The 23,115-nt window shown below is 40.0% G+C and carries 17 protein-coding genes; 6 read left to right on the top strand and 11 right to left on the bottom strand.

Annotated features, from left to right (window positions below):
- The first annotated feature begins 109 nt into the window (after positions 1-109).
- Positions 110-592: an S-ribosylhomocysteine lyase gene (locus QM887_RS05745; protein ID WP_075228469.1), complete on the top strand. Its 483-nt coding sequence runs from the start codon at positions 110-112 to the stop codon at positions 590-592.
- Between the two features lie 190 nt (positions 593-782).
- On the opposite strand, the gene QM887_RS05740 is transcribed toward QM887_RS05745, so the two are convergent.
- Complete coding sequence (locus tag QM887_RS05740) at positions 783-2,885, bottom strand: ATP-dependent Clp protease ATP-binding subunit (protein WP_414270920.1); 2,103 nt, start codon at positions 2,883-2,885, stop codon at positions 783-785.
- Between the two features lie 406 nt (positions 2,886-3,291).
- On the bottom strand, positions 3,292-5,607 hold the full coding sequence (pflB, locus tag QM887_RS05735) for a formate C-acetyltransferase (protein ID WP_414270984.1): 2,316 nt from the start codon (positions 5,605-5,607) through the stop codon (positions 3,292-3,294).
- Positions 5,608-5,843: 236 nt separating this feature from the next.
- Here pflB and dinB point away from each other — a divergent pair, with 236 nt between their 5' ends.
- Positions 5,844-6,905 (top strand): DNA polymerase IV, encoded by a 1,062-nt coding sequence (gene dinB, locus QM887_RS05730; RefSeq protein ID WP_414270919.1) that lies wholly within the window; start codon positions 5,844-5,846, stop codon positions 6,903-6,905.
- A gap of 139 nt (positions 6,906-7,044) precedes the next feature.
- Here the strand turns inward: dinB and QM887_RS05725 are convergent, their stop codons facing one another.
- Together QM887_RS05725 and QM887_RS05720 are read right to left on the bottom strand one after the other, a co-directional pair.
- A complete protein-coding gene (locus tag QM887_RS05725) occupies positions 7,045-7,890 on the bottom strand; it encodes an undecaprenyl-diphosphate phosphatase (RefSeq protein WP_414270918.1) in 846 nt (281 codons plus the stop codon).
- 61 nt (positions 7,891-7,951) lie between these two features.
- Entirely contained in the window at positions 7,952-9,844 is a 1,893-nt protein-coding gene (locus QM887_RS05720) for a DUF2207 family protein (protein WP_414270917.1), read from the bottom strand.
- Positions 9,845-9,975: 131 nt separating this feature from the next.
- On the opposite strand from QM887_RS05720, the gene QM887_RS05715 reads away from it, so the two are divergent.
- Complete coding sequence (locus QM887_RS05715; RefSeq protein ID WP_414270916.1) at positions 9,976-11,538, top strand: ABC transporter substrate-binding protein/permease; 1,563 nt, start codon at positions 9,976-9,978, stop codon at positions 11,536-11,538.
- Positions 11,538-12,278: an amino acid ABC transporter ATP-binding protein gene (locus tag QM887_RS05710; RefSeq protein WP_414270915.1), complete on the top strand. Its 741-nt coding sequence runs from the start codon at positions 11,538-11,540 to the stop codon at positions 12,276-12,278. The genes QM887_RS05715 and QM887_RS05710 overlap by 1 nt, the downstream gene beginning before the upstream one ends.
- 438 nt (positions 12,279-12,716) lie before the next feature.
- Here QM887_RS05710 and QM887_RS05705 read toward each other — a convergent pair whose 3' ends face one another.
- The 6 genes from QM887_RS05705 to QM887_RS05680 all read right to left on the bottom strand — a co-directional run bounded on the left by QM887_RS05705 (position 12,717) and on the right by QM887_RS05680 (position 18,600).
- The gene (locus QM887_RS05705) at positions 12,717-12,932 is read right to left on the bottom strand and encodes a hypothetical protein (protein WP_001130043.1); all 216 of its coding nucleotides are present in this window, start codon (positions 12,930-12,932) and stop codon (positions 12,717-12,719) included.
- Between the two features lie 105 nt (positions 12,933-13,037).
- Entirely contained in the window at positions 13,038-13,934 is an 897-nt protein-coding gene (locus QM887_RS05700) for an SPFH domain-containing protein (protein ID WP_075229970.1), read from the bottom strand.
- Between the two features lie 82 nt (positions 13,935-14,016).
- A complete protein-coding gene (gene ilvA / locus QM887_RS05695; RefSeq protein ID WP_414270914.1) occupies positions 14,017-15,267 on the bottom strand; it encodes a threonine ammonia-lyase IlvA in 1,251 nt (416 codons plus the stop codon).
- 74 nt (positions 15,268-15,341) lie between these two features.
- Complete coding sequence (ilvC, locus tag QM887_RS05690) at positions 15,342-16,364, bottom strand: ketol-acid reductoisomerase (protein WP_075566465.1); 1,023 nt, start codon at positions 16,362-16,364, stop codon at positions 15,342-15,344.
- A gap of 66 nt (positions 16,365-16,430) precedes the next feature.
- Positions 16,431-16,907 (bottom strand): acetolactate synthase small subunit, encoded by a 477-nt coding sequence (gene ilvN / locus QM887_RS05685; protein WP_075229973.1) that lies wholly within the window; start codon positions 16,905-16,907, stop codon positions 16,431-16,433.
- Positions 16,900-18,600 carry an acetolactate synthase large subunit gene (locus QM887_RS05680; RefSeq protein WP_414270913.1) on the bottom strand — a complete coding sequence of 567 codons (1,701 nt, stop codon included), beginning with the start codon at positions 18,598-18,600 and terminating at the stop codon, positions 16,900-16,902. The genes ilvN and QM887_RS05680 overlap by 8 nt, the downstream gene beginning before the upstream one ends.
- Positions 18,601-18,813: 213 nt before the next feature.
- Between QM887_RS05680 and QM887_RS05675 the strand changes: the two genes are divergently transcribed.
- Together QM887_RS05675 and QM887_RS05670 are read left to right on the top strand one after the other, a co-directional pair.
- Positions 18,814-19,047 carry a hypothetical protein gene (locus QM887_RS05675; protein ID WP_414270912.1) on the top strand — a complete coding sequence of 78 codons (234 nt, stop codon included), beginning with the start codon at positions 18,814-18,816 and terminating at the stop codon, positions 19,045-19,047.
- A 6-nt stretch (positions 19,048-19,053) separates the two neighbouring features.
- Complete coding sequence (locus QM887_RS05670; RefSeq protein WP_414270983.1) at positions 19,054-19,632, top strand: transposase; 579 nt, start codon at positions 19,054-19,056, stop codon at positions 19,630-19,632.
- 173 nt (positions 19,633-19,805) lie between these two features.
- Here QM887_RS05670 and QM887_RS05665 read toward each other — a convergent pair.
- Positions 19,806-23,115, bottom strand: a 3,310-nt coding sequence (locus QM887_RS05665; RefSeq protein WP_414270911.1) for an SIALI-17 repeat-containing surface protein, incomplete at its 5' end; no start/stop codon positions are given.

Here is a 23,115-nt window from a genome sequence, read left to right as displayed (position 1 = left end):
AATATTTTCTTCCTATATTTCTAATGTGAAAATCTTTTTAGAAAAAATTCTATTATAGACATTTATCACTTTATGATATAATGAAAGGAGAAAGTTGAAAGGAAACACTATGTCAAAAGAAGTTATTGTTGAAAGTTTTGAACTTGATCACACCATTGTCAAAGCACCTTATGTCCGTTTAATCGGGGAAGAAACAGGTCCTAAGGGAGATATCATTTCTAACTTTGATATTCGCTTGGTTCAACCTAACGAGGACTCAATCCCAACTGCAGGCCTTCACACAATCGAGCACCTCTTGGCTAAGCTGATTCGTACTCGCATTGATGGAATGATTGATTGCTCGCCATTTGGATGTCGTACAGGTTTTCATATGATTATGTGGGGACGTCATACTAGCACTGAAATTGCAGCAGTCATCAAGGATTCATTGAAAGAAATCGCTGAAACAACAACTTGGGAAGATGTTCCAGGAACAACTATCGAATCTTGTGGTAACTACAAAGATCACAGCCTCTTTTCCGCTAAGGAATGGGCAAAATTGATTTTGGAGCAAGGAATCTCAGACGATGCCTTTGAACGTCATGTCATTTAATTAAAAAAAGAGACTGGGATAAAAGTCCGACCTCAAATATAAAAAGCGAACAAAACTAGTTTTCTGACAATCAGAATTCTGCTTTGTTCGCTTTTCGCATTTAATTATAGATTTGAAGGACTTAATAATTAAGATTTTTACAAATTGAAATCTTTTTGTCCCAAACTCTTTGTATTTTCAAAATCTAGATTTAGGCTTTTTCACGAATGACCAAGATACCATCTTCCATATCAGCTTCCAGGTGTTTAGCATCAAGGTTATCCAAGTGGAAGTCTGTTACTTTATCACGGATTTGTTGTTCAACCACACGACGGAGTGGACGAACACCCATAACTTCATCGTAACCTTCTTCGGTCATGTATTCTTTGGCTGCATCGCTCACTGTTAAATCAATGTCTTTCTTAGCAAGAGTTTTGTTCACCTCTGCTAACATCAAGTCAACAATCTTAGAAAGGTCTTCCTTGCTCAAGTGTGAGAATTCGATCACTGCGTTAAAACGGTTGAGGAATTCTGGACGGAAGTAAGGTTTCAAACGATCCAAGAGTTCTGGTTTGTCCGCATCTTCTGTCAAGTTGGCTTCGTAACCAAAACCAGCATTTGAAGTTGCGATAATCACTGTATTCTTGAAGTTTACGGTATTACCTTGACCATCAGTCAGACGACCATCATCCAAGACTTGAAGGAGAAGGGTAATCACTTGTGGATCTGCCTTTTCAATCTCATCAAGAAGGACGATTGAGTAAGGATTGCGACGTACACGTTCTGTCAAGGTATTATTGTTGTCATCGTAACCAACATAACCTGCAGTTGTACCAATCAATTTAGAAACGGCTGTGCGATCGCTGTATTCTGACATATCCAAACGGATAATGGCATCTTTAGTACCAAACATATCAAGGGCCAATTGTTTAGCCAACTCAGTCTTCCCAACACCAGTAGGACCTACAAAGAGGAAACTACCGATTGGACGGTTCCCCTCGTCAAAACCTGCACGGTTCCGACGGATAGCTTTTGCAACGGCTTCAACAGCCTTATCTTGACCGATAACTTTTGTCTGCAAACGGTGGCCCATATCTTTCAAGCGTTCAATATCGGTTGCACCCATTTGTGAAACTGGAATACCAGTCATCCGTTCGACAGACTCCGCTACGTCATTGATAGTCGCTGTCACCTTGTGATCTTCTGTATGGTTTTCAACTTGTTTCTCTAGTTCTGAGATACGTGTTTTAGCATTAAGTGCTACTTCATAATCTTGAGCCTCAACTGCCTTTTCCTGTTTTTCTTTTTCAGCTTTAATTTCGCGTTCAACAGCATGAACATCTGTAACTGGATGTTGGGCTGCCAAGTGAGCAGCTGTCACATCGACAAGGTCAATCGCCTTATCTGGCAAGCTACGTTGTGGAATATATTGAACAGAGTAATCAACGGCAGCTTTCAAGACTTCATCTGGCAAAATAACATTGTGGTGTTGTTGATAAAGATCTCGAATGCCTTGAAGAATCTTGAAGGTATCTTCAGCAGATGGAGCATTAACTTTTACTTCATTGAAACGACGAGCAAGGGCTGCATTTTTCAAGATGGTATTACGATATTCATCTTGAGTTGTTGCCCCAATCACTGTCAATTCCCCACGTGAAAGAGCTGGTTTCAAGATATCAGCAAGACCTTTAGAACCTTGACCATCACCTGTGCTACCAGCACCAAGAATTTGGTGAATTTCGTCGAAGAAAAGGATAATATTTCCAGCTTCTTTGACTTCGTTTACCAAGTTTTGAATGTTTTCTTCAAAGCTACCACGGTATTGAGTACCAGCTTCAAGTCCAGAAATATCAATAGAAATAATCTCTTTGTTCTTGATTGCTGCTGGAACATCACCATTTACAATTGCTTGTGCAAGCCCTTCAACTACAGCTGTTTTACCGACACCAGCATCACCGACGAGAACTGGATTATTCTTTGTACGGCGTGAGAGAATTTCAGAAGTTTCTTGAATCTCTTTATTACGTCCAATAACTGGATCCAACTTACCTTCACGAGCTTCTGCTGTTAAGTTTCGTCCAAGTTTTGCAAGAATCCCATCTTGTTTCATAGCTTTGCCTTGAACGTACTGAGCTTGTTCACTACCTTCGCTTGGAAGTTGACCAGTTTGACGGTAAATAGCGAATTCTTCAGGCGTTACTTCACGGCCGTTAATCAAGTAACGACGGTTTTCTGAACTATATCCACGCATACCGCCCATCAATTGGTTAAATAAATCATCCATATTGTTAAAGTTATTAAAGTTGTTGTTCATATCTTATACCTCGTTTAATTATTTTATAGAATAGTCAAATTAAAAACTGACTATCTTTGACCTTTATTTTAAAAAATTTAGACTAGCTATTAGCTACTCTACGTATGATTTCAGTTTTCTCTTTATCTACTACAATTTTTGTAATTGGATTTCTAAAAATACTAATGTTAAACATAGGTTTTACCTCTTTTCTAGGTTTTACCCATACTTTGATCTTAAGATAGAATACACAATTACCTTAAAATCAAGGTTTTCTAAGGATTTCCTTATCCTTATGTTCTTAGTTTATCACTTTGGTCAGTAATAGTCAAGGGATTTGACCAAATTTGACTAACTTTTTTTAAAAATTTTTTTATAGAAAAAAGCCAGTCAAAACGACTGGCTCATTTTTTAGTATTGCTGAATCTTATAGCAATGCATCATCCATAGAAAGAACTTCGTGGAAGACACGTTGTGTCAACTCAGTTTTTTGTTCTGGAGTGAGGTATTTAGTGTTTACACAGTATCCAGAGATACGAACGATTACGTCTTCACCTGACATGATCTTTTCGTAAACATCGTTCAAGTCCATAACGTTCAAGTTAACGTGTTGTCCACCGTTTTCGAAGTAACCATCAAGGATTGTTACCAAGTTATCAACTTGTTCGTCACGAGTTTTACCAAGAGCACGTGGTGATACTTGAGTTGTCAATGAGATACCATCAGCTGCGTAACCAAAGTCAAGGCTAGCAAGTGAGTTCAAGTTTTGCAACCATCCACCTTTAGCTTTGTTAGATGGGTTAGCACCTGGTGAGAAGAATTCAAGTTTAGACAAGTTCACAGAACCATCTTCGTTGAGGTATACACCTTTGTGGACTGGTGAGTTACCAGTTTGTTTAGAGTAAGCAACGTTAGAAGTGATTGTCAAAAGTGATACTGTAGCTTCTGCGTCTTTGTAAAGTTTGTGGCTACGTAGACGAGTTGTGTAAGCTTCGATCAACCATTCTGCCAATTCGTTTGAACGTGGGTCATCTTCACCCCAACGTGGGTATTCACCGATTGTTTCGTAATCGTAGATGTAGCCATTTTCATCACGGATTGGTTTAACTGTAGCGTACTTGATAGCTGACAATGTGTCAACTGTGTTAGCAAATCCACAGATACCGAATCCCATGTTAGCACGTTGTTTAGTTGGCAAGAAGGCCATTTGAACAGCTTCGTAGTTGTACTTGTCAGTCATGTAGTGGATGATGTTCAAAGCATCTACGTAAGTGTCAGTCAACCAGTCAAGAGATTTTTCAAAGTTAGCTTTAACTGATTCGAATTCAAGGACTTCGTCACGGATTGGTTCGATGTCAAATACTTTGTAGTCTTTATGAACATCGTCGTAACCACCATTCAAACCAGTAAGAAGGGCTTTAAGAACGTTAACGCGAGCACCGAAGTACTGGATGTTGTGACGTTGTTCTTCGTTTTCTGGGTCAAGTGGAGATACACAACATGAGATACAGCTCATTTCACCGTATCCGTCTTTAGCCATTGTTGTAACACCTTCGTATTGGATTGAAGAGTGTTTGTGGCTCATGTGCATACAGTAGCGACGGAAGTTGTATGGCAATTTGTCAGTCCAAAGAACTGTCAAGTTTGGTTCTGGAGAGTTACCGATATTGTCAAGAGTGTTCAAGAAACGGTAGTCCATCTTAGTAACACGGTGACGACCGTCGTTACCCATACCAGCCATAGAAGTTGTGATGAAGGTTGGGTCACCTGAGTACAATTGGTCGTAAGCTTTTGTACGAGCAAACTTAACTGTACGAAGTTTCATAACGAAATCATCAACAAATTCTTGGATTTCTGATTCAGTAAATGTACCACGAGCAAGGTCACGTTCTGCGTAGATATCCAATACGATTGGCACACGTCCAAGAGATGTAGCTGCACCGTTGATAACACGGCAGACAGCCATGAAGGCAATGTTTACCCATTGGATAGCTTCTTTAACGTTCATCGCTGGTTTGCGAACGTCAACTCCGTAAAGATCACCCAAGCGTACAACTTGTTGCAATGCTTGATATTGAAGGTTGATTTCTTCACGAAGACGGATTGTTTCTTCATCGATTTCTTCGATTGAGTTCCAATCGTTCACTTTTTCTTGCATCAAGTAGTCTGCACCGTAAAGAGCAAGACGCGCATAAACACCGATGATACGTCCACGTGAGTATGCATCTGGAAGACCAGTTACAGTGTGAGCGTGACGAGCACGACGGATGTTTGAAGTGTAAGCACGGAAGATACCGTCGTTAACAGTTGTTACATATTTTGTGAAAATTTCGTGAACAGCTGGATCTGGTTCGTATCCATTTTCTTTCAAAGTAGTTTCAGCCATACGGATACCACCTTTTGGCATGAAGTTCAATTTGAAGAGTTCATCGTTTTGGATACCAAAGATAACTTCGTTTTCTTTGTCGATGAATCCTGCAGGGATATCAGCGATAGATGTTGGACGAGTGTCCATTGGGAAACGAGTTTCTTCGTAATGTGCTTTAGTTTCTTCTACGATTTTTTTGATGTGAAGTGAACGTTCTGTTGGTCCTGCAAGGAAGCTTTCATCTCCATCATAAGGTGTGTAGTTTGCTTGAACGAAACGAGACACACTTGCTTTTTCTTTCCAGTCAACACCTTTAAAGCCTTCCCAGGCTTTGTCAAAAATGTCTTGTGCTTCAACAACTGTCTTAACAACCATGTTAATGTCCTCTTTTTTCTTTCTAGTAACAGTCATCTGTTACATTCATGTACTCAGTATAACATACAGTAAACGATTTCAACAAGTAGAAAATCTCTTTTTTAGCACTTTCTTTTCTAATACAGTTTCAAGAATAAACAAAACTGTATTATAGTTTTGAAAGGAATTACTTGGTTTTCATTTTTTCAGAAAAAGAGTATAATGGAAAAGAAGAACACCCTAGCAAAGGAGATAGCATGCTGATTTTTCCTTTAATGAATGACACATCAAGAAAGATCATCCATATTGACATGGATGCCTTTTTTGCTGCGGTAGAAATCAGAGATAATCCAAATCTCCGAGGGAAGCCAGTCATTATTGGAAATGACCCTCGAAAAACTGGGGGCAGAGGTGTTGTTTCAACCTCTAGCTACGAGGCAAGGGCTTTTGGAATCCACTCTGCCATGAGCTCTAAAGAAGCTTACGAACGTTGTCCTCAAGCTGTCTTTATTTCTGGGAATTACGACAAGTATCTGGCAGTTGGCCAGCAAATCCGTTCTATCTTCAGACGCTATACAGACATCATTGAACCCATGAGTATTGATGAAGCCTATCTGGATGTTACTGAAAACAAACTGGGTGTCAAGTCAGCAGTCAAAATAGCTCGCTTGATTCAAAATGATATCTGGCAAGAACTTCATCTAACTGCTTCTGCTGGTGTTTCCTACAATAAGTTCCTAGCTAAAATGGCTAGTGATTATCAAAAACCACGCGGCTTGACAGTTATTCTACCTGATGAGGCAGAAGATTTTCTCAAGGAAATGGATATTGCCAAATTTCATGGTGTCGGTAAAAAAACAGTAGAAAAACTCCATCAGATGGGCGTTTTTACAGGGGGAGACCTACTTGAAATTTCAGAAATCACTCTCATTGATCGTTTTGGCCGACTAGGCTTTGACCTTTATCGAAAGGCTCGTGGTATTCATAATTCTCCTGTCAAGTCCAGTCGCATTCGCAAGTCGATTGGGAAAGAAAAAACCTATCGGAAAAGTCTCCAGTCAGAAGAAGATATCAAAAAAGAGCTGACCATCCTCTCTGGAAAAGTCGCCCTCAGCCTCCAAAAACACGAAAAGTCCGGTAAAATAGTTATTCTGAAAATCCGCTATCATGACTTTTCTACACTTACCAAACGGAAAAGCTTGTCGGAAAGCACGCAGGATGAGGAAATCATTGCTCAAACCGCTATCCAGCTTTATGAATCTCTAATTGATAAAGATAAGGGAACCCGCTTATTGGGTGTCACTGTGACTGGATTTTAAAAGAGCTTGGGCAAAAACTCAATTTCAGGAGTAAATGAAGTAAATCTTTCCACAATAAAACGCATAGTATCAAGGTTTTTCAACATCTGATATTATGCGTTTTTTGATTTTAAAGACTTTTTGCCCAGCCTCTTTTTTCTTATACAAATAATCGAACAAAGCTATAAAGTAGTAATACACTACCTAGGACAATACGGTATTTACCAAACATCGTAAAGTCGTGTTTTTTGACATAGCTGGTCAAGAAACGAATGGCAACCATGCTGACTGCAAAAGCCACTACCATTGCTACCAAGAGCAAGAAGAATTGACCAAAAGTCAAGACTTCTCCCGCTTTGATAAATTTAAAAATCTTCAAAGCGCTGGCTCCAAACATAACTGGAATTCCTAGATAGAAGGTAAATTCTGTTACCACTGAACGACTAGTCCCATTCAACAAACCACCTACGATAGTTGCTCCGGAACGGCTAGTCCCTGGTAGAAGGGCCAAGACTTGGAAAAGACCGATATAAAGGGCTGTTTTATAAGGTAATTTGTCCAACTCTGTGACTGTTGGCTCAATAGCTTGGGCCTTGTTGCGTTTTTCAAGATAGATAAAGGCCACCCCATAAACAATCAACATGATAGCTACTGAAACCATATTATGGAAGTGAGTATCAAACCAATCATCAAACTTAAAGACTAGGAGAAGAGGTAAGGTCGCTACAAAAACCTTGGACCATAACTGCCAAGTTTTACGGACTTGCACCTTATCCTTACCAGGTTTGAAGGGATTAAGCTTGTTAAAGTAGATAACCATAACCGCTAAAATAGCTCCAAGTTGAATAACTACGTTAAACATAGACATGAAGGCTTCACTCTGGTCTTTATACTGGACAAACTCTTCTGCTAGGATCAAGTGACCTGTACTTGAGATCGGCAACCATTCCGTAATTCCTTCAACAATACCAAAAAAGATAGATTTTAAAATTTCAATAAGATACATAGATAACTCCTTTTTCTATCCTCCATTATATCATACTTTTATAAACTGTGTTTAGTTTTCTTTAAAAGGCACCGATGCTACCGCCACCGCCACCGCCTGAGAAGCCACCTCCTGAACTTCCATTACTAGAAGATACTGAGTAAGTACTTGCCGTATTTGCGACACTGGCATAATGGCTCATTTGCGCTGTTGAATGGTAAAACATGCTATGCCAGCCATAGGCTACATAGAGATTGATATCTGGATTTTCAACTTGGATCTGGTGAACCTTCATCAAATGGCTAACCTTGTCAGCATATCCAAACAAGGTTGCATACACTAATAGACGATTCCAAACAACAATACTTTCCAATTCAGCCTGATCCAGTCGTGCAATCTCACGTAACATATTTTCAAAACTCGTCCAAAGATAATAGACCTCCGCTCCTACTTCATTTAGAACACCATCACGATTATCTAGTCGAATCTTCCAATAATAGAAAGCAGCCAAAACTAAACCTAGTAAGCCAAGTATTGGCAAGGGGAGGTAAAGATAGCCATGAACGTCCAAACTGTACAAGAACAAACCAAATCCGATGATTAGTGGGAAAATAGTAGAAACCCCCATGCTCACTTGCAAGACCTTTTCCCCGCTAGTCAAGGGGCGATAATAATCTGGTAGCCCCAAGAAAGCGACTCGGTCCTTGACCCCTTCTTGCATCTCTTTCAATACTCTTTCAAAAGAATATTTGAGCTTACGACCTTTTGTTTGAATCCGTCTTTCATCAGCAGCTTTTGCTCCACGGTAAAGACTCTCAGAGACCTTATAATCCGCAAACAAATCAGAAACAGCAACTTCTTTTTTACCTGAAAAGGCCAGATTTAGACAGGTCCTCTCAAAGCTTGCCAATCCATCTTCTTTTACCAACCTTAAAGTAACTACATCTCCTTCTGAAATAATAGAGACATTCCCACGGTCGATTACATCCAGTAAGGTAGCCTGAATTAGCTGGTTGAAGGTGAATTTGCCTGCTCCTTTGATTAGAGGACTCACTTCCTCCAAGGAAGTAGAGTAGACAGCTTCAGATAAAACCATAGGCTCTAATTCCATCGGCGGTTCATAGAGACGATGATTTTTGGCATATTTGACTGAAGGACTTGTCTTTCTTTTATAAATAAAATAGAAGCAGATACTTAATAACAAGGAAAGTGAAGAAATCAAAGGAACCACCAAAGTAACTAGATATTTACTCTGCTCTTTTTCTCTTACAATCGAGTCTTCTATCTTGTTAAACTCTTCTAAACGATTTCCTTTTAAGCCCTGATCCATAGCGCTAGCAAAATTGGTTCGCGGCCAGTAAGCATGCAACTCGACTCCACGCTGAGACGGAAGATTATCTAAACGAATAGTATAGTCATGACCACTCTGCTCAATCCTTCCCTCTCTAAAGAGTTGCCCTGTGTGGAAAAAGAGGTTTTCAGCCCCCTTATCTCCCCTTACATGAAACTCAAACTTTTCAATAGATTCTGAACTGTCAGTTAAGGGTTGCCAATTTAATTCAGCGATATCATTATACAAGAAAAGAAGATTTTTCAAATGCCAGGTAAGTTCCACTTCAACTCTGTCCCCTTCCTGACCTGGATTATAAACTTTAACAGTATAACCATTCGTTTCTTCTGTTACTTCGCTAGTAAGATTTTCGATTTTATGACCATTTTTAGAGGCCTCAACCTTTGGATGAGGATCAATTTCAAATCCGCTAGGCATCTTGCCTGCACGACCAAGCCCCACGATTTGGCCATTAAAATCATCCTCAAACTGGTAAACTATCTTCTGCCTAAATTCCGCTGTATTGTCTGCATGAATATGCAGTTCTCCTTTATAGGATGGAATGCTATAATCCACGGCAAAAACCAGTTTGGGAACAATTATCAGACAAGTAAATATAAGTACTATTAACCATCTTTTTTTCATAATATAGCCTCTTTTGACCTTTTTCTCATTATATCATTTTTTTCCAAGTAAGGGTTTACTAGGATTGAAAAACTTGCTAATTTTCGATACAATAGAGAGAAGTCATTTTGAGACTAGAAATAGGAGAACACATGAAGAAATTATTCTTATCTATATTTACAGGCCTAGCATTAACCCTAGGTCTGATGAATCCTGTCCAAGCTGATGAATATTTACGCATCGGGATGGAAGCAGCATACGCTCCCTTCAACTGGACACAAGACGACGATAGCAACGGTGCTGTCAAGATTGACGGAACCAACCAGTACGCCAATGGTTATGACGTTCAGATTGCCAAGAAAATTGCTAAGGATTTAGGAAAAGAACCCCTCATTGTTAAGACAAAATGGGAAGGTCTGGTTCCAGCCCTTACTTCTGGAAAGATCGACATGATCATCGCTGGTATGAGTCCCACTGCTGAACGTAAGCAAGAAATTGCTTTTTCAAGTAGCTACTACACTAGTGAACCCGTTCTTTTAGTTAAAAAAGACTCTACCTACGCCAACGCTACAACCTTAAACGATTTTGATGGTGCTAAAATCACCTCTCAGCAAGGGGTCTACCTTTATGATTTGATTTCACAAATCCCAGGTGCTAAGAAAGAGACAGCCATGGGAGATTTCGCCCAAATGCGTCAAGCTCTTGAAGCTGGTGTCATTGACGCCTATGTTTCTGAACGCCCTGAGGCCCTAACTGCCGAGTCAGCGAACGCTAAGTTCAAAATGATTCAGCCTGAACCTGGTTTTAAAACTGGAGAAGAAGATACTTCTATCGCTATCGGTCTTCGAAAGGATGACGAACGTATCAGTCAAATCAATGCCAGCATCGAAACCATCACTAAAGATGAGCAAGTTGCCCTAATGGATCGTATGATTAAGGAACAACCTGTTGAAGCTACCAGTAGCGAAGAACAAAGCAACTTCTTTGCTCAAGTGACAAAAATTCTTGCAGAAAACTGGCAACAACTCTTGCGAGGAGCTGGAATCACACTTTTGATTTCCATCATCGGCACTATCACAGGTTTGGTTATTGGTCTAGCAATCGGTGTCTTCCGTACTGCTCCACTCTCTGAAAACAACTTTGTAGCAGTCTTGCAAAAAGCGCTTGGCTGGTTACTTAGTGTCTATATTGAAATCTTCCGTGGTACACCGATGATTGTACAATCTATGGTTATCTACTATGGAACTGCCCAAGCTTTCGGAATCAATCTTGACCGTACACTTGCTGCAATCTTTATCGTTTCTATCAACACTGGTGCCTACATGACAGAAATCGTCCGTGGTGGTATTCTAGCTGTTGACAAGGGACAATTTGAAGCAGCGACTGCACTTGGTATGACCCACAATCAAACCATGCGTAAGGTTGTCCTACCACAGGTCGTTCGCAACATTTTACCTGCGACTGGTAATGAATTTGTCATCAACATCAAGGATACTTCTGTATTGAACGTTATCTCGGTTGTGGAGCTTTACTTCTCAGGAAATACGGTAGCAACCCAAACCTACCAATACTTCCAAACCTTTACCATCATCGCAGTTATCTACTTTGTCCTTACCTTTACCGTAACCCGTATCCTACGCTTTATCGAACGTCGTATGGATATGGATACCTATACGACAGGTGCTAACCAAATGCAAACGGAGGATTTGAAATAATGAGTCAACCAATCCTTGAAATCAAACACCTCAAAAAATCCTACGGACAAAATGAGGTTCTAAAAGATATTTCTCTCACAGTTCACAAGGGAGAAGTTATTTCTATCATCGGAAGTTCAGGTAGCGGAAAATCAACCTTCCTGCGCTCCATTAACCTTCTTGAGACACCAACCGAGGGAGAAATCCTCTATCACGGTGATAACGTCCTAGAAAAAGGCTACGACCTCACTCACTACCGTGAAAAACTAGGGATGGTTTTCCAATCCTTTAATCTCTTTGAAAATCTAAATGTGCTAGAAAATACAATCGTTGCCCAGACAACTGTCCTCAAGCGTGAACGGGCAGAAGCTGAAAAAATTGCTAAAGAAAATCTAGATAAAGTTGGTATGGGGGAACGCTACTGGCAGGCTAAACCTAAACAGCTTTCCGGCGGTCAAAAACAACGTGTCGCTATTGCTCGTGCACTTTCCATGAATCCAGATGCCATTCTCTTTGACGAACCTACATCAGCTCTTGACCCTGAGATGGTTGGTGAAGTTCTTAAAATCATGCAAGATTTGGCTCAAGAAGGCTTGACCATGATTGTCGTGACTCACGAGATGGAATTTGCTCGCGATGTTTCTAACCGCGTCATCTTTATGGACAAGGGTGTCATCGCAGAAGAAGGAAAACCTGAAGTCCTCTTTACCAATCCAAAAGAAGAACGAACTAGAGAATTTTTACAACGTTATTTAGGATAAAAAAGGCGATGGGATTGCAATCCGTAGACAAGGTCTCGATTTCCTAGTCCCAGCCCTCTAGGCTATAACTATCCACTGGATTCTTGAAAGTTGTGAATGAAGATTTGTAAAAAGAATCTTGAAAGTCTCATTGACAAAAAAATCAAAAACTTATTACTCACAAAAATTGAGAGGCTAGGACTTTTTTCCCAGCCTCTTTTATGTATTTGAAAACTCATTCCTGTGCTCGCTAGCCTCTGTCTCCTGCTTCCTAATCACGAAATGTCTCTAGTTATATTCCTGGTCTTTTCTTAGATTTTTATGGCTAAAATCACTCTGCTCCCTATCAAGCTAATTCATTCTAACAAATAGACTTGTTGAGCAGATCATAGTAAGGCTATTTTATAGTCTCGTAAATAAAAAGCAGACCCTAAAGTAGAGTCTGCTGGTATCCAAAGATTAATCTTCAAATTTTTCATGATTTTTTTCATAGAAATCAATTAATCCAAGGGCTGTTTCAAAGGAAATATTTTTAACTTTTGCACGTCCTTGAGCCAGAGCAATGATAGACATTTCACGTGCATTCGTTTCTTTAGAAATACGATAACCAGTGATCTTCTTATCACGAACCCAGCTAACAACTGATTCTACTTTTTCAAAGTTAGACTTAGCCATGTTTTTCTCCTATTTTATTCTTTACGATATTTAATTGTATATGTTTTTAAGGGATTTGTCAATAAAAAAACATATAGTCAATCAAATAAAACGTTAAGATTATATTTACTTAGCTTTCAAAGCTGATAATATATGGGTTCGTATATCTTCAACTCCATTAGGATTTGCTGGTAAGAAAATTGTATTATTACCTTCTTTTTCTGCAAAATTATTCAATGTATCTAAATACTGGTTGGTTAATAGGATTGACATAATTTGCTCTTCAGTTAATTCAACATTGGCTCCTTTTAATTCGATAATAGAATCAGCAAGTCCATCAACAATTGCTTTACGTTGCTCTGCGATCCCCACACCATGTAGGCGATCTTTTTCTGCCTCTGCTTCAGCCGCTGTTACAATCTTAATTTTATCTGCTTCAGCCAATTCTTGTGCTGCCACTCTTTTACGTTGAGCAGCATTGATCTCGTTCATAGATTGTTTGACTTCAGCATCCGGCTCTACTTTGGTAATGAGCGTCTTAACGATAATGTACCCATACGTTGACATTTCTTCTGCTACTTGTTTTTGAACTTCTAATGCAATTTCATCCTTTTTCTCAAACAATTCATCCAAAGTTAACTTAGGAACAGATGAACGCAATGCATCTTCAATATAAGATTTGATTTGAGCTTCAGGTCTCATTAGTTTATAGTAAGCATCAGTAACGTTTTGCTCATTTACACGATATTGTGTCGCAACATTCATAGTAACGAATACGTTATCTTGGGTCTTGGTTTCTACTACGATTTCACTTTGCAAGAGTCGTAATTGTACTCGAGCGGCAATCTTATCAATGCCAAAAGGTGCACGTAGATGAATACCACTGTTGCTTAACTTTTGATACTTACCGAACCGTTCAATAATAGCCACCGACTGTTGTCGAACGACATAGATAGAGCTCACTAAAATAGCTCCAACAATAAGCATTAGAATAAATAGAACAAGTATAACTTGTAAAACCATGGGAATCTCCCCCTTTCTTCACTTACATTATAGCACTCGTAAATAGGTTAGGCAAATAATATGATAAAAATTTCATAGGAAATTAAACAAGCATATTATAAAGGGTTTCATTGCCATTCAAATTAATATAGGCTGGGTCAAAACTTTCCATTCTACGAATAAGGCTAGCATAATCGTGCTTATCAGATAAAGCAATTCCAATTAAAACTGGTCCTGTTCCCTTACTAGCTCGTTTGATATACTCAAAACGAGTAATATCATCATTTGGTCCTAAGATATCATTTACAAACTCTCGAAGTGCTCCCGGACGTTGTGGAAAATTCACAACAAAGTAATGCTTGATACCATCATAAATCAAGGCACGCTCTTCCATCTCTGGCATACGGTTGATGTCATTATTCCCTCCAGAAATGATACAACAAATGGTTTTATCCTTGATGTAGTCGGACAAAACTTCCAAGGCCGCAATGCTGGCAGCTCCTGCAGGCTCTGCTACAATTCCTTGTTTAGAGTAGAGATCGATTAAGGTTTCAGAAATCAATCCTTCATCTACACCAATAAGCGTTTCAACATGTTTACGTGTCGCTTCATAGGTCAATTCTCCAACCTTCTGAACTGCAATGCCGTCAGCAAATTTGTCAATTTCCTTTAGTTTGACAGGCCCACCCGCTTCAAAGGCCGCCTTCATTGATCGGGCTCCATTGGCTTCTACACCAATGACATCAATCTCTGGATTTGTTTCCTTTATATAAGTAGAAACTCCAGCGATCAAACCACCTCCACCAACAGGTACTAGAACAGTGTCAAAGGCTATAGATTCTTTGCGTGCTACTTCCAAAATTTCATAAGCAACGGTTCCCTGTCCTGCTTGAACATTGGCATCATCAAATGGATCAATAAAAGTACGATTTTCAGCTAGAGTAAACTCTTGTGCTGCTTTAGCGGAAGCATCAAAGGTATCTCCAACCAATTTAATAGTTACAAAATCTCCTCCAAAGAAACGGACCTGACCAATTTTTTGTTGGGGTGTTGTAATGGGCATGAAAATTGTTGCAGGAATCTTCATTTCATTACAAGTGTAGGCTACTCCTTGAGCATGATTGCCCGCTGATGCACAGACTACACCTCGTTCACGTTCTTCTTTGCTAAGCTGAGAAATAGCGTAATAGGCACCTCGAATCTTGAAGGAACGCACTCGTTGGGCATTTTCTTTTTTGAGATAAATCTTGGCACCATATTTTTCCGACAGATAATGATCATATTCTAGTGGAGTTTCAACTACCACTCCATTCAAAACTTTATGGGCTTTCACCACATCTTTTGCACTTATCATATTTTCTCTTTCTTGAAAGGATCTAAAATGTGAAAGCGAGCTCGGTCCCCCCAACTCGCCTTCATGTTTACATATTAGTTATAGATTTTGAAAGCATCGTCGTCATTTTTTCCAACGAATGGCATTGCTTTACGCAATTCAACACCAACTTTTTCAATCTCAAGGTCAGCTGCTTGTTCACGGTAGGCAGTCAATTTTGGACGACCAGCTTTATAGTCGTTCACAAAGTCATTTGCAAATTTACCATTTTGGATATCAGCAAGAACAGCCTTCATATTTTCTTTCACTTGGTCAGTGATCACACGTGGACCTGAAACGTAGTCACCATACTCGGCAGTGTTAGAAATTGATTGACGCATTTTCTTGAATCCACCTTCATAGATCAAGTCAACGATGAGTTTCATTTCGTGAAGGACTTCAAAGTAAGCCAATTCTGGAGCATAACCAGCTTCAGTCAAGACTTCAAATCCTGCTTCCATCAAGGCAGTCAAACCACCACAAAGAACTGCTTGTTCACCGAACAAATCTTCTTCTGTTTCTTCTTTAAAGCTTGTTTCAAGAAGACCAACGCGTGCTGAACCAACACCTTTAGCCCAGTCCATAGCAATATCTTTAGCATTTCCTGTTGCGTCTTGGTAAACTGCATAAAGCGCTGGAACACCAAATCCTTCTTCGAAAGTACGACGTACCAAGTGACCTGGCCCTTTAGGAGCACACATGAATACGTCAACACTTTCTGGAGCTTTGATGAATTCAAAGTGGATGTTAAATCCATGTGCAAAACCAAGTGCATTACCAGCTTCCAAGTTTGGAGCTACTTCTTCCGCATAAAGGTCCGCTTGGATTTCATCTGGTGCCAAGATCATGATGACATCAGCCAATTTAGTTGCCTCAGCTACTGTGTAAGTGTCAAATCCATCTTCTTTTGCTTTGTCAAAAGACTTACCTGGGCGCACACCGATGATAACATCATGACCTGTATCACGCAAGTTTTGAGCGTGGGCATGACCTTGTGAGCCATATCCGATAACGGCGATTTTTTTACCGTCAAGTGCTGCTACTTTTACATCTTTTTCATATTCCATTTGAACTGCCATAGTTTTTCTCTCTTTTCTATCTATTTATTGCCTTTTAGGCTAGTGTAACTAATTTAGGTTGGATTTTTAGTCGCGGGTAAATCCAGTTGCACCCGTACGAGCGATATTGCGAATACCATACGGTCGAATCACTCGTAATAAAGCTTCGCTCTTTTCTGCATTTCCAGTCATTTGAATGGTAATGGAACTTGGAGCCACATCCACTACTGTTGCACGGAAAGGCTGTATAATAGCCAGAATCTCTGCACGTTTTTCAGCAGGTGCTGATACCTTTACGAGTATAACTTCACGTTCCAAGTGGGGTTTATCTGTGATATCACGAATGCGAATCACATCAATCTGACGATTGAGCTGTTTGATGATTTGTTCGACTTCGTCATGTGAAGCAACATCAATGATCAGGGTAATACGTGATACATTCGGATCTTCCGTTGCACCAACAGAGATACTTTCAATATTGACCTGACGGCGAGAAAGAACACCTGTAAAACGGTTTAGAACTCCTGAGCGATTTTGAAGTTTTGCTGTTAACATTCTACGCATTGAACTTCACCCCCAACATCTCATGATTGCTCTTACCAGCTGGAACCATTGGAAGAACATGCTCTTTACGGGAAATATCAACCTCGATGAACATAGGAACATCTTCCAAAATAACTTCTAAGTCCTTTGCCAAGGTCTCAGGATTGTCAAACTTATAATTTTGAATACCATAAGCCTGGGCCATAAGCTGAAAATCAGGTAGTGTTTCAAATACAGACTCCGAAGTTCTTCCTTCATAGAAAGACTCCTGCCACTGGCGAACCATCCCAAGCGAATGGTTATTGAGCATAATGACCTTGATTGGAATCTTGTAAACATTCAAGATTGCCAGTTCCTGATTGGTCATCTGGAAACCACCATCTCCAACAAAGAGAACAACTTCCTTATCAGGATTTGCAATCTTGGCTCCGATAGCTGCAGGAACACCGAATCCCATGGTTCCTAGACCACCTGACGTTACCAGTTGACGCTCATTTTGGTAAGGATAGTATTGAGCTGTCCACATTTGATGTTGCCCAACGTCTGTTACGACAATGGCATCGCCTTTGGTCAATTCACCCACACGTTCTATAACTGCTTGTGGTTGCACGACACGTTCCTTCTTATCGTAAGAACGAACACGGTTCTTATCTTGAGTGACTTTCTCAATCCATTTCTCTGTGTTATTATGAACAGTTGGTTCAGAGAGCAAGAGCTCTAAGGCCTTCTTAGCATCTCCAACAACAGGGATATCAACAGAGATTATCTTTCCAATCTCAGCTGGGTCGATGTCAATGTGAGCAACTTTAGCATTCTTAGCAAAGGTCTTAGGATTTCCAGTCAAGCGATCATCAAAGCGACAACCAATAGAAATCATAAAGTCAGCTTCAGTCATAGCAATATTTGCTGCAAAGGAACCATGCATTCCGCCCATTCCCAAAAATAGGGGATGGCTAGTTGCTATCGTTCCCTGTCCCAAAAGACTGGTAACAACAGGAATTTGATAACGTTCTGCAAATTCATTTAACTCTGCCGCAGCCTCTGCATAGCTAATTCCACCACCAGCTAACAAAACTGGCTTCTTAGCCTTAGACAACTGTTTCAAGATTTTCTTGATTTGCATCTCATTAGGCTCTAGAGTTGGTTGATAACTTGGTAAATCTATCTCCGATGAATAGACGAAATCCGTCTCAAGGGCAGAAACATCTTTTGGTAAGTCAATGACGACCGGCCCAGGACGACCTGTAGTTGCAATATGGACAGCTTCCGTAATAATCCGTGGAATATCCGCTGTTTCGCGCACCTGATAGTTATACTTAGTGATTGGCATGGTTATACCAACGATATCCGCTTCTTGGAAAGCATCCTTACCGATTCCCGCTCTTGCGACTTGCCCTGTGAAGACCAAAAGGGGAACACTATCGCTCATGGCATCTGCAATACCTGTAATGGCATTCGTTGCCCCCGGTCCACTTGTGACGACTGCGACACCAAGTTTTCCTGTTGACTTGGCATAACCTTCAGCTTCATGAAGACAACCTTGTTCATGGCGACCTAGAATATGGCGAATACCTTTAAAATTATAAATAGCATCATACAAAGGCAATACAGCTCCGCCTGGATAACCAAAAATCGTATCGATTCCTAAGTCACGAAGTGTTTCCAAAACGAGTTCTGAACCTGACTTTGGTGAGTCTAAAATGATTTTCTCCATTCTACCCCTTTCTCTTCTCTTAAAAATAGCTTGTTACTATGATACCATTTTTTCAAAAATTTTCAATACAAAAGAGCAAATTTTCTGAATTTTCTATCTAGATGTTTTTTCACATACTTTTAAACTAGCTATCTACTGAGCCAAGACATTGAGGAGACCCCTGTTAAAGGAAAGGATGGACGTAAAACCCAGCGTCGTAAACTCAAGAAAGTCTTGCGTAAAGTCAAGGATGATTTTTCAGTACGTGCTGAAAAATATGAGAAGTATCAAGAGACATTTGAGGGGCGCAATAGCTTTTCTAAAACCGATCCAGATGCCACTTTTATGCAGATGAAAGAAGATCATATGAAGAATGGTCAACTCAAGGCTGCTTATAATCTTCAAATCGCTACTGAAAACCAATTTGTACTTCACTATAATGTCTTCTCAAATCCGACAGACACCTAGACTCTTCTGCCATTCCTTGAAGCCTATCCGTATGACGTAAATACAGTTGTCGCAGATGCTGGATATGGAAGTGAAGAGAACCTCCTTCGTTTAGATGAAAAGAGGGTAAACCATCTGATTAAATATGCCATGTTTAACAAGGAACAGAAGAGAGGGTATAAACAGTCAGCTAGAAACTTAGCGAATTGGCACTATAATGACAAGGAGGATAGCTACACACATCCTGACGGTTGGTGCTATCGTTTTTACCATATCAAACATCAGAAAACACAGACAGACTTTCAACAGGAAATCAAGGTTTACTACGCTGATGAACCTGAATCAGCCCCTCAAAAGGGACTTCATATTAACGAACGCTATCAGCACTTAAAAACTAAAGAATGTCAGGCGCTTTTATCTCCTGAAGGTAGACAGATTTTCGCTCAACACAAGATTGATGTGGAACCTGTTTTTGGGCAGATAAAGGCTTGTTTGGGTTACAAGAGATGTAACCTAAGAGGCAAGCGTCAGGTGAAAATTGACATGGGATTGTTGCTTATGGCTAATAACCTCCTAAAATACAATAAGAGAACGACTCAAAATTAAAAAGCTAGAGTTCCGCTGTTGGGAATCTCTAGCTTTTTTGTGACTGGAACTAGTTTGTCCCAGACTCATAGCAGTCATTTCTATTTTAGGAAAATCGTTCTAAGTATATTCTTTCATCCAATATCTATCACTCATCATCTTCTTTCGAGAAATTAGTGACTGCTTTTAGCTGATTAATCTAGTTTTCTTCGACCTACATATAGGCTCAATAGTATTCCACTACCTAGAAGAATAGAGATATAATCTGTTTGGCTTCCAGTCTCAGGCAATTTATCCCCATGTTTTTCTTTTACTGTTGTTGGTTGAACAGGTGTTGGAACAACTGGAGTTGGCTGCGCTGGTACTGTTGGAACATCTAATCCTGGTACTTCGTGTACTTCTGGAATCCCTGGTACTCCACCGTTAAATTCTGGCACTTCGTGTACTTCTGGAATCCCTGGTACTCCACCGTTAAATCCTGGTACTTCGTGTACTTCTGGAATCCCTGGTACTCCACCGTTAAATTCTGGCATTTCGTGTACTTCTGGAATTCCTGGTACTCCACCGTTAAATCCTGGTACTTCGTGTACTTCTGGAATCCCTGGTACTCCACCGTTAAATTCTGGCATTTCGTGTACTTCTGGAATTCCTGGTACTCCACCACTAAATTCTGGTACTTCGTGTACTGCTGGTGGCACTGGTACTTCACCATTAAATTCTGGTACATCATGTACTTCTGGAATTCCTGGTACTCCACCACTAAATTCTGGCACTTCGTGTACTTCTGGAATTCCTGGCACTCCACCACTAAATTCTGGCACTTCGTGTACTTCTGGAATTCCTGGCACTCCACCGTTAAATTCTGGTACTTCGTGTACTGCTGGTGGCACTGGAATTTCAGATGTTGGTTTGTCGTTTAAAGGTGGTACTGGTTTGTTTTGGCATCCACATTTACCATCTTTGCCATCGCGTCCATCGCGTCCATCGCGTCCGTCTCTACCATCTTTGCCATCTTTAACAACTGTTTTCGTCACAGTGCCGTCAGAATTGATGATTGTGATTGTGTGACTTCCATCTCCATTATCTTCAACAGAAACTTTTGGTGATTTACCATCTTTACCGTCTTTAATCACCATTTCTGTCTTACTTCCATCCGGATTAGTAATTGTAACAACGTGAGTTCCATCGTTATTATTTTTAACTGTTACAGTTGGTGAAACTCCATCTTTGCCATCTTTACCATCTTTGATAATAGATTTGTATTCACGGCCATCAGAATCAACGATTGTCAATGTGTGAGTTCCATCTCCGTTATCAACGATGTTCGCTTTTGGTGATTTACCATCAAAGATTGTAGTTGTAGTTTCTTTACCATCAGCACCTGTAACTTTAATAGTATGTGAACCATTATTGTTATCAATCACTTCAAGTTTTGGTTCTTTACCATCACGAACTGTAGTTGTTGTAGTTGTACCGTCTGAGTTCACAACTGTGATAGTGTGAGTTCCATCACCGTTATCCACAACCTTAGCAGTTGGTGATTTACCGTCACGAATTGTGGTTTCAGAAACAGTACCATTACCGTTTTCTACACGAATAGTGTAAGTACCATCATGGTTGTCTTTAACAGTTGCTACTGGTGATTTACCATCTTTAATGATTGTTTCAGTAGTTGTTCCATCACCATTTAGAACTGAAATCTTATGAGTTCCATTTTGTTCGTCAGTAATAGTAACTTTTGGTGATTTACCATCACGAACTGTGGTTTCAGTTGTCACACCTTCTGGATTTGTAATAACGATTGTATGACTTCCGTCTCCATTATCACGAACAGATGCGGTTGGAGTACGTCCGTCAACACCGTCACGACCATTCTTAACAACAAACTCATTCTTAGTTCCGTCTGGGTTTGTAATTGTTACAGTGTGGCTTCCATCTGGGTTTTCTGTTGTAGTTGCTGTTGCAGCTTTACCATCTTTACCATCTTTGATGATAGCATTAGTAACGTTACCGTCTCCATCCGTAACTTTAACAGTGTGAGTTCCATCGTTGTTATCAGTTACTTCAACTTTTGGAGTCTTACCGTCTTTACCATTCTTAACAACAGTTTCTTTAGTTGATCCATCTGGATTGGTTACAGTAATTGTGTAACTTCCATCTTGATTATCAGTAGTCGTGATAGTTGCAGTCTTACCGTCTTTACCATCTTTGACTTTAGTTTTTGATTCAGAACCATCTGGATTTCTAACTGTAATAGAGTGTGTTCCATCTCCATTATCTGTTACCGTAACAAACGGAGATTTTCCATCTACCCCGTTATCACCTTTATCCCCTTTTTCACCTTTAAGCCCATCAAGAACTGTTGCAAGAGGTTTTGCAGGATCTAATGGTTGTCCTGGTTTTGCTGGATCTTCTACGTAAATCTTAGTCTCATTGCCTTCTTTTCTAGCAACTAAAGATTTACCATCTTTACCATCTTTACCATCTTTACCATCTTTAACATTCACAGTAATTGGAGCTTTACCAGGTGTAGTTATGGTTACATCTGTACTCTTTCCGTCAGCTCCTGGTTTTGTAGTAATTTCAGGTGTGTCACCTTTATCACCTTTAGGACCTTTGATGTTACCTGCTGGTTCCCATGCATTGTCCTTCTTAACGAAGACATCGCCTGTTTCAGTATTAACGAAGCTGTCTCCATCCTTACCTTGACTTGGTTTTGGATTTTCCTTACCATTGAGAACTTCTTTACCATCACGACCTGACTGGCCTGTCGCTCCATCTTTAATCAGTTCTGATCCCAAAAGTTCATCAGTTCCTGGAGTATATTTACCATCGCCATTTTCATCAGTATAGAATGTAACCACTGTATGAGATGGTTTCCCATTTTGTCCTTCAACTCGTAACAAGTCAACTTTTGGAGTTTTTCCGTTTAGCCCATTTTCTCCATTTTTTACATTTACTGTTACTGGATCTTTCCCTGGTACTTTGAATGTAATATCAGAACTATTCCCGTCTTTACCAGGTTTTACAGACACTTCAGGAGTTTTCCCATCTTGTCCATCTTTCACAATGGATGTTTGAATAAGGGTATCAGTTCCTTCTGTATAATTACCATCGTTATCTTTGTCAATGTAGAAGGTTAGAGTGGTTTGTTTCTTATCTTCATCACGGACAGCTTTAACTTTTGGTGTTTGGCCATCTACTCCGTTTTTAACAACTGTTATAAGAGCTGGTTTGCCTTCTGGCTGAGTAATAGTAATTGTATGACTGCCATCTTGGTTGTCTGTCACAGTTACTGTTGGAGTGAAGCCGTCTTGGCCGTTCTCACCCTTCTCACCTTTATCGCCTTTAGGACCTTTGATGTTACCTGCTGGTTCCCATGCATTGTCCTTCTTAACGAAGACATCGCCTGTTTCAGTATTAACGAAGCTGTCTCCATCCTTACCTTGGCTTGCTTCTGGATTTACCTTACCATTGAGAACTTCTTTACCATCACGACCTGAC

It is taken from the genome of Streptococcus infantis (assembly GCF_047460875.1).
GTDB lineage: Bacteria > Bacillota > Bacilli > Lactobacillales > Streptococcaceae > Streptococcus > Streptococcus infantis_AA.
The sequence above is the reverse complement of the archived record's forward strand: the minus strand, read 5'-3'. Positions and strand labels throughout refer to the sequence as shown.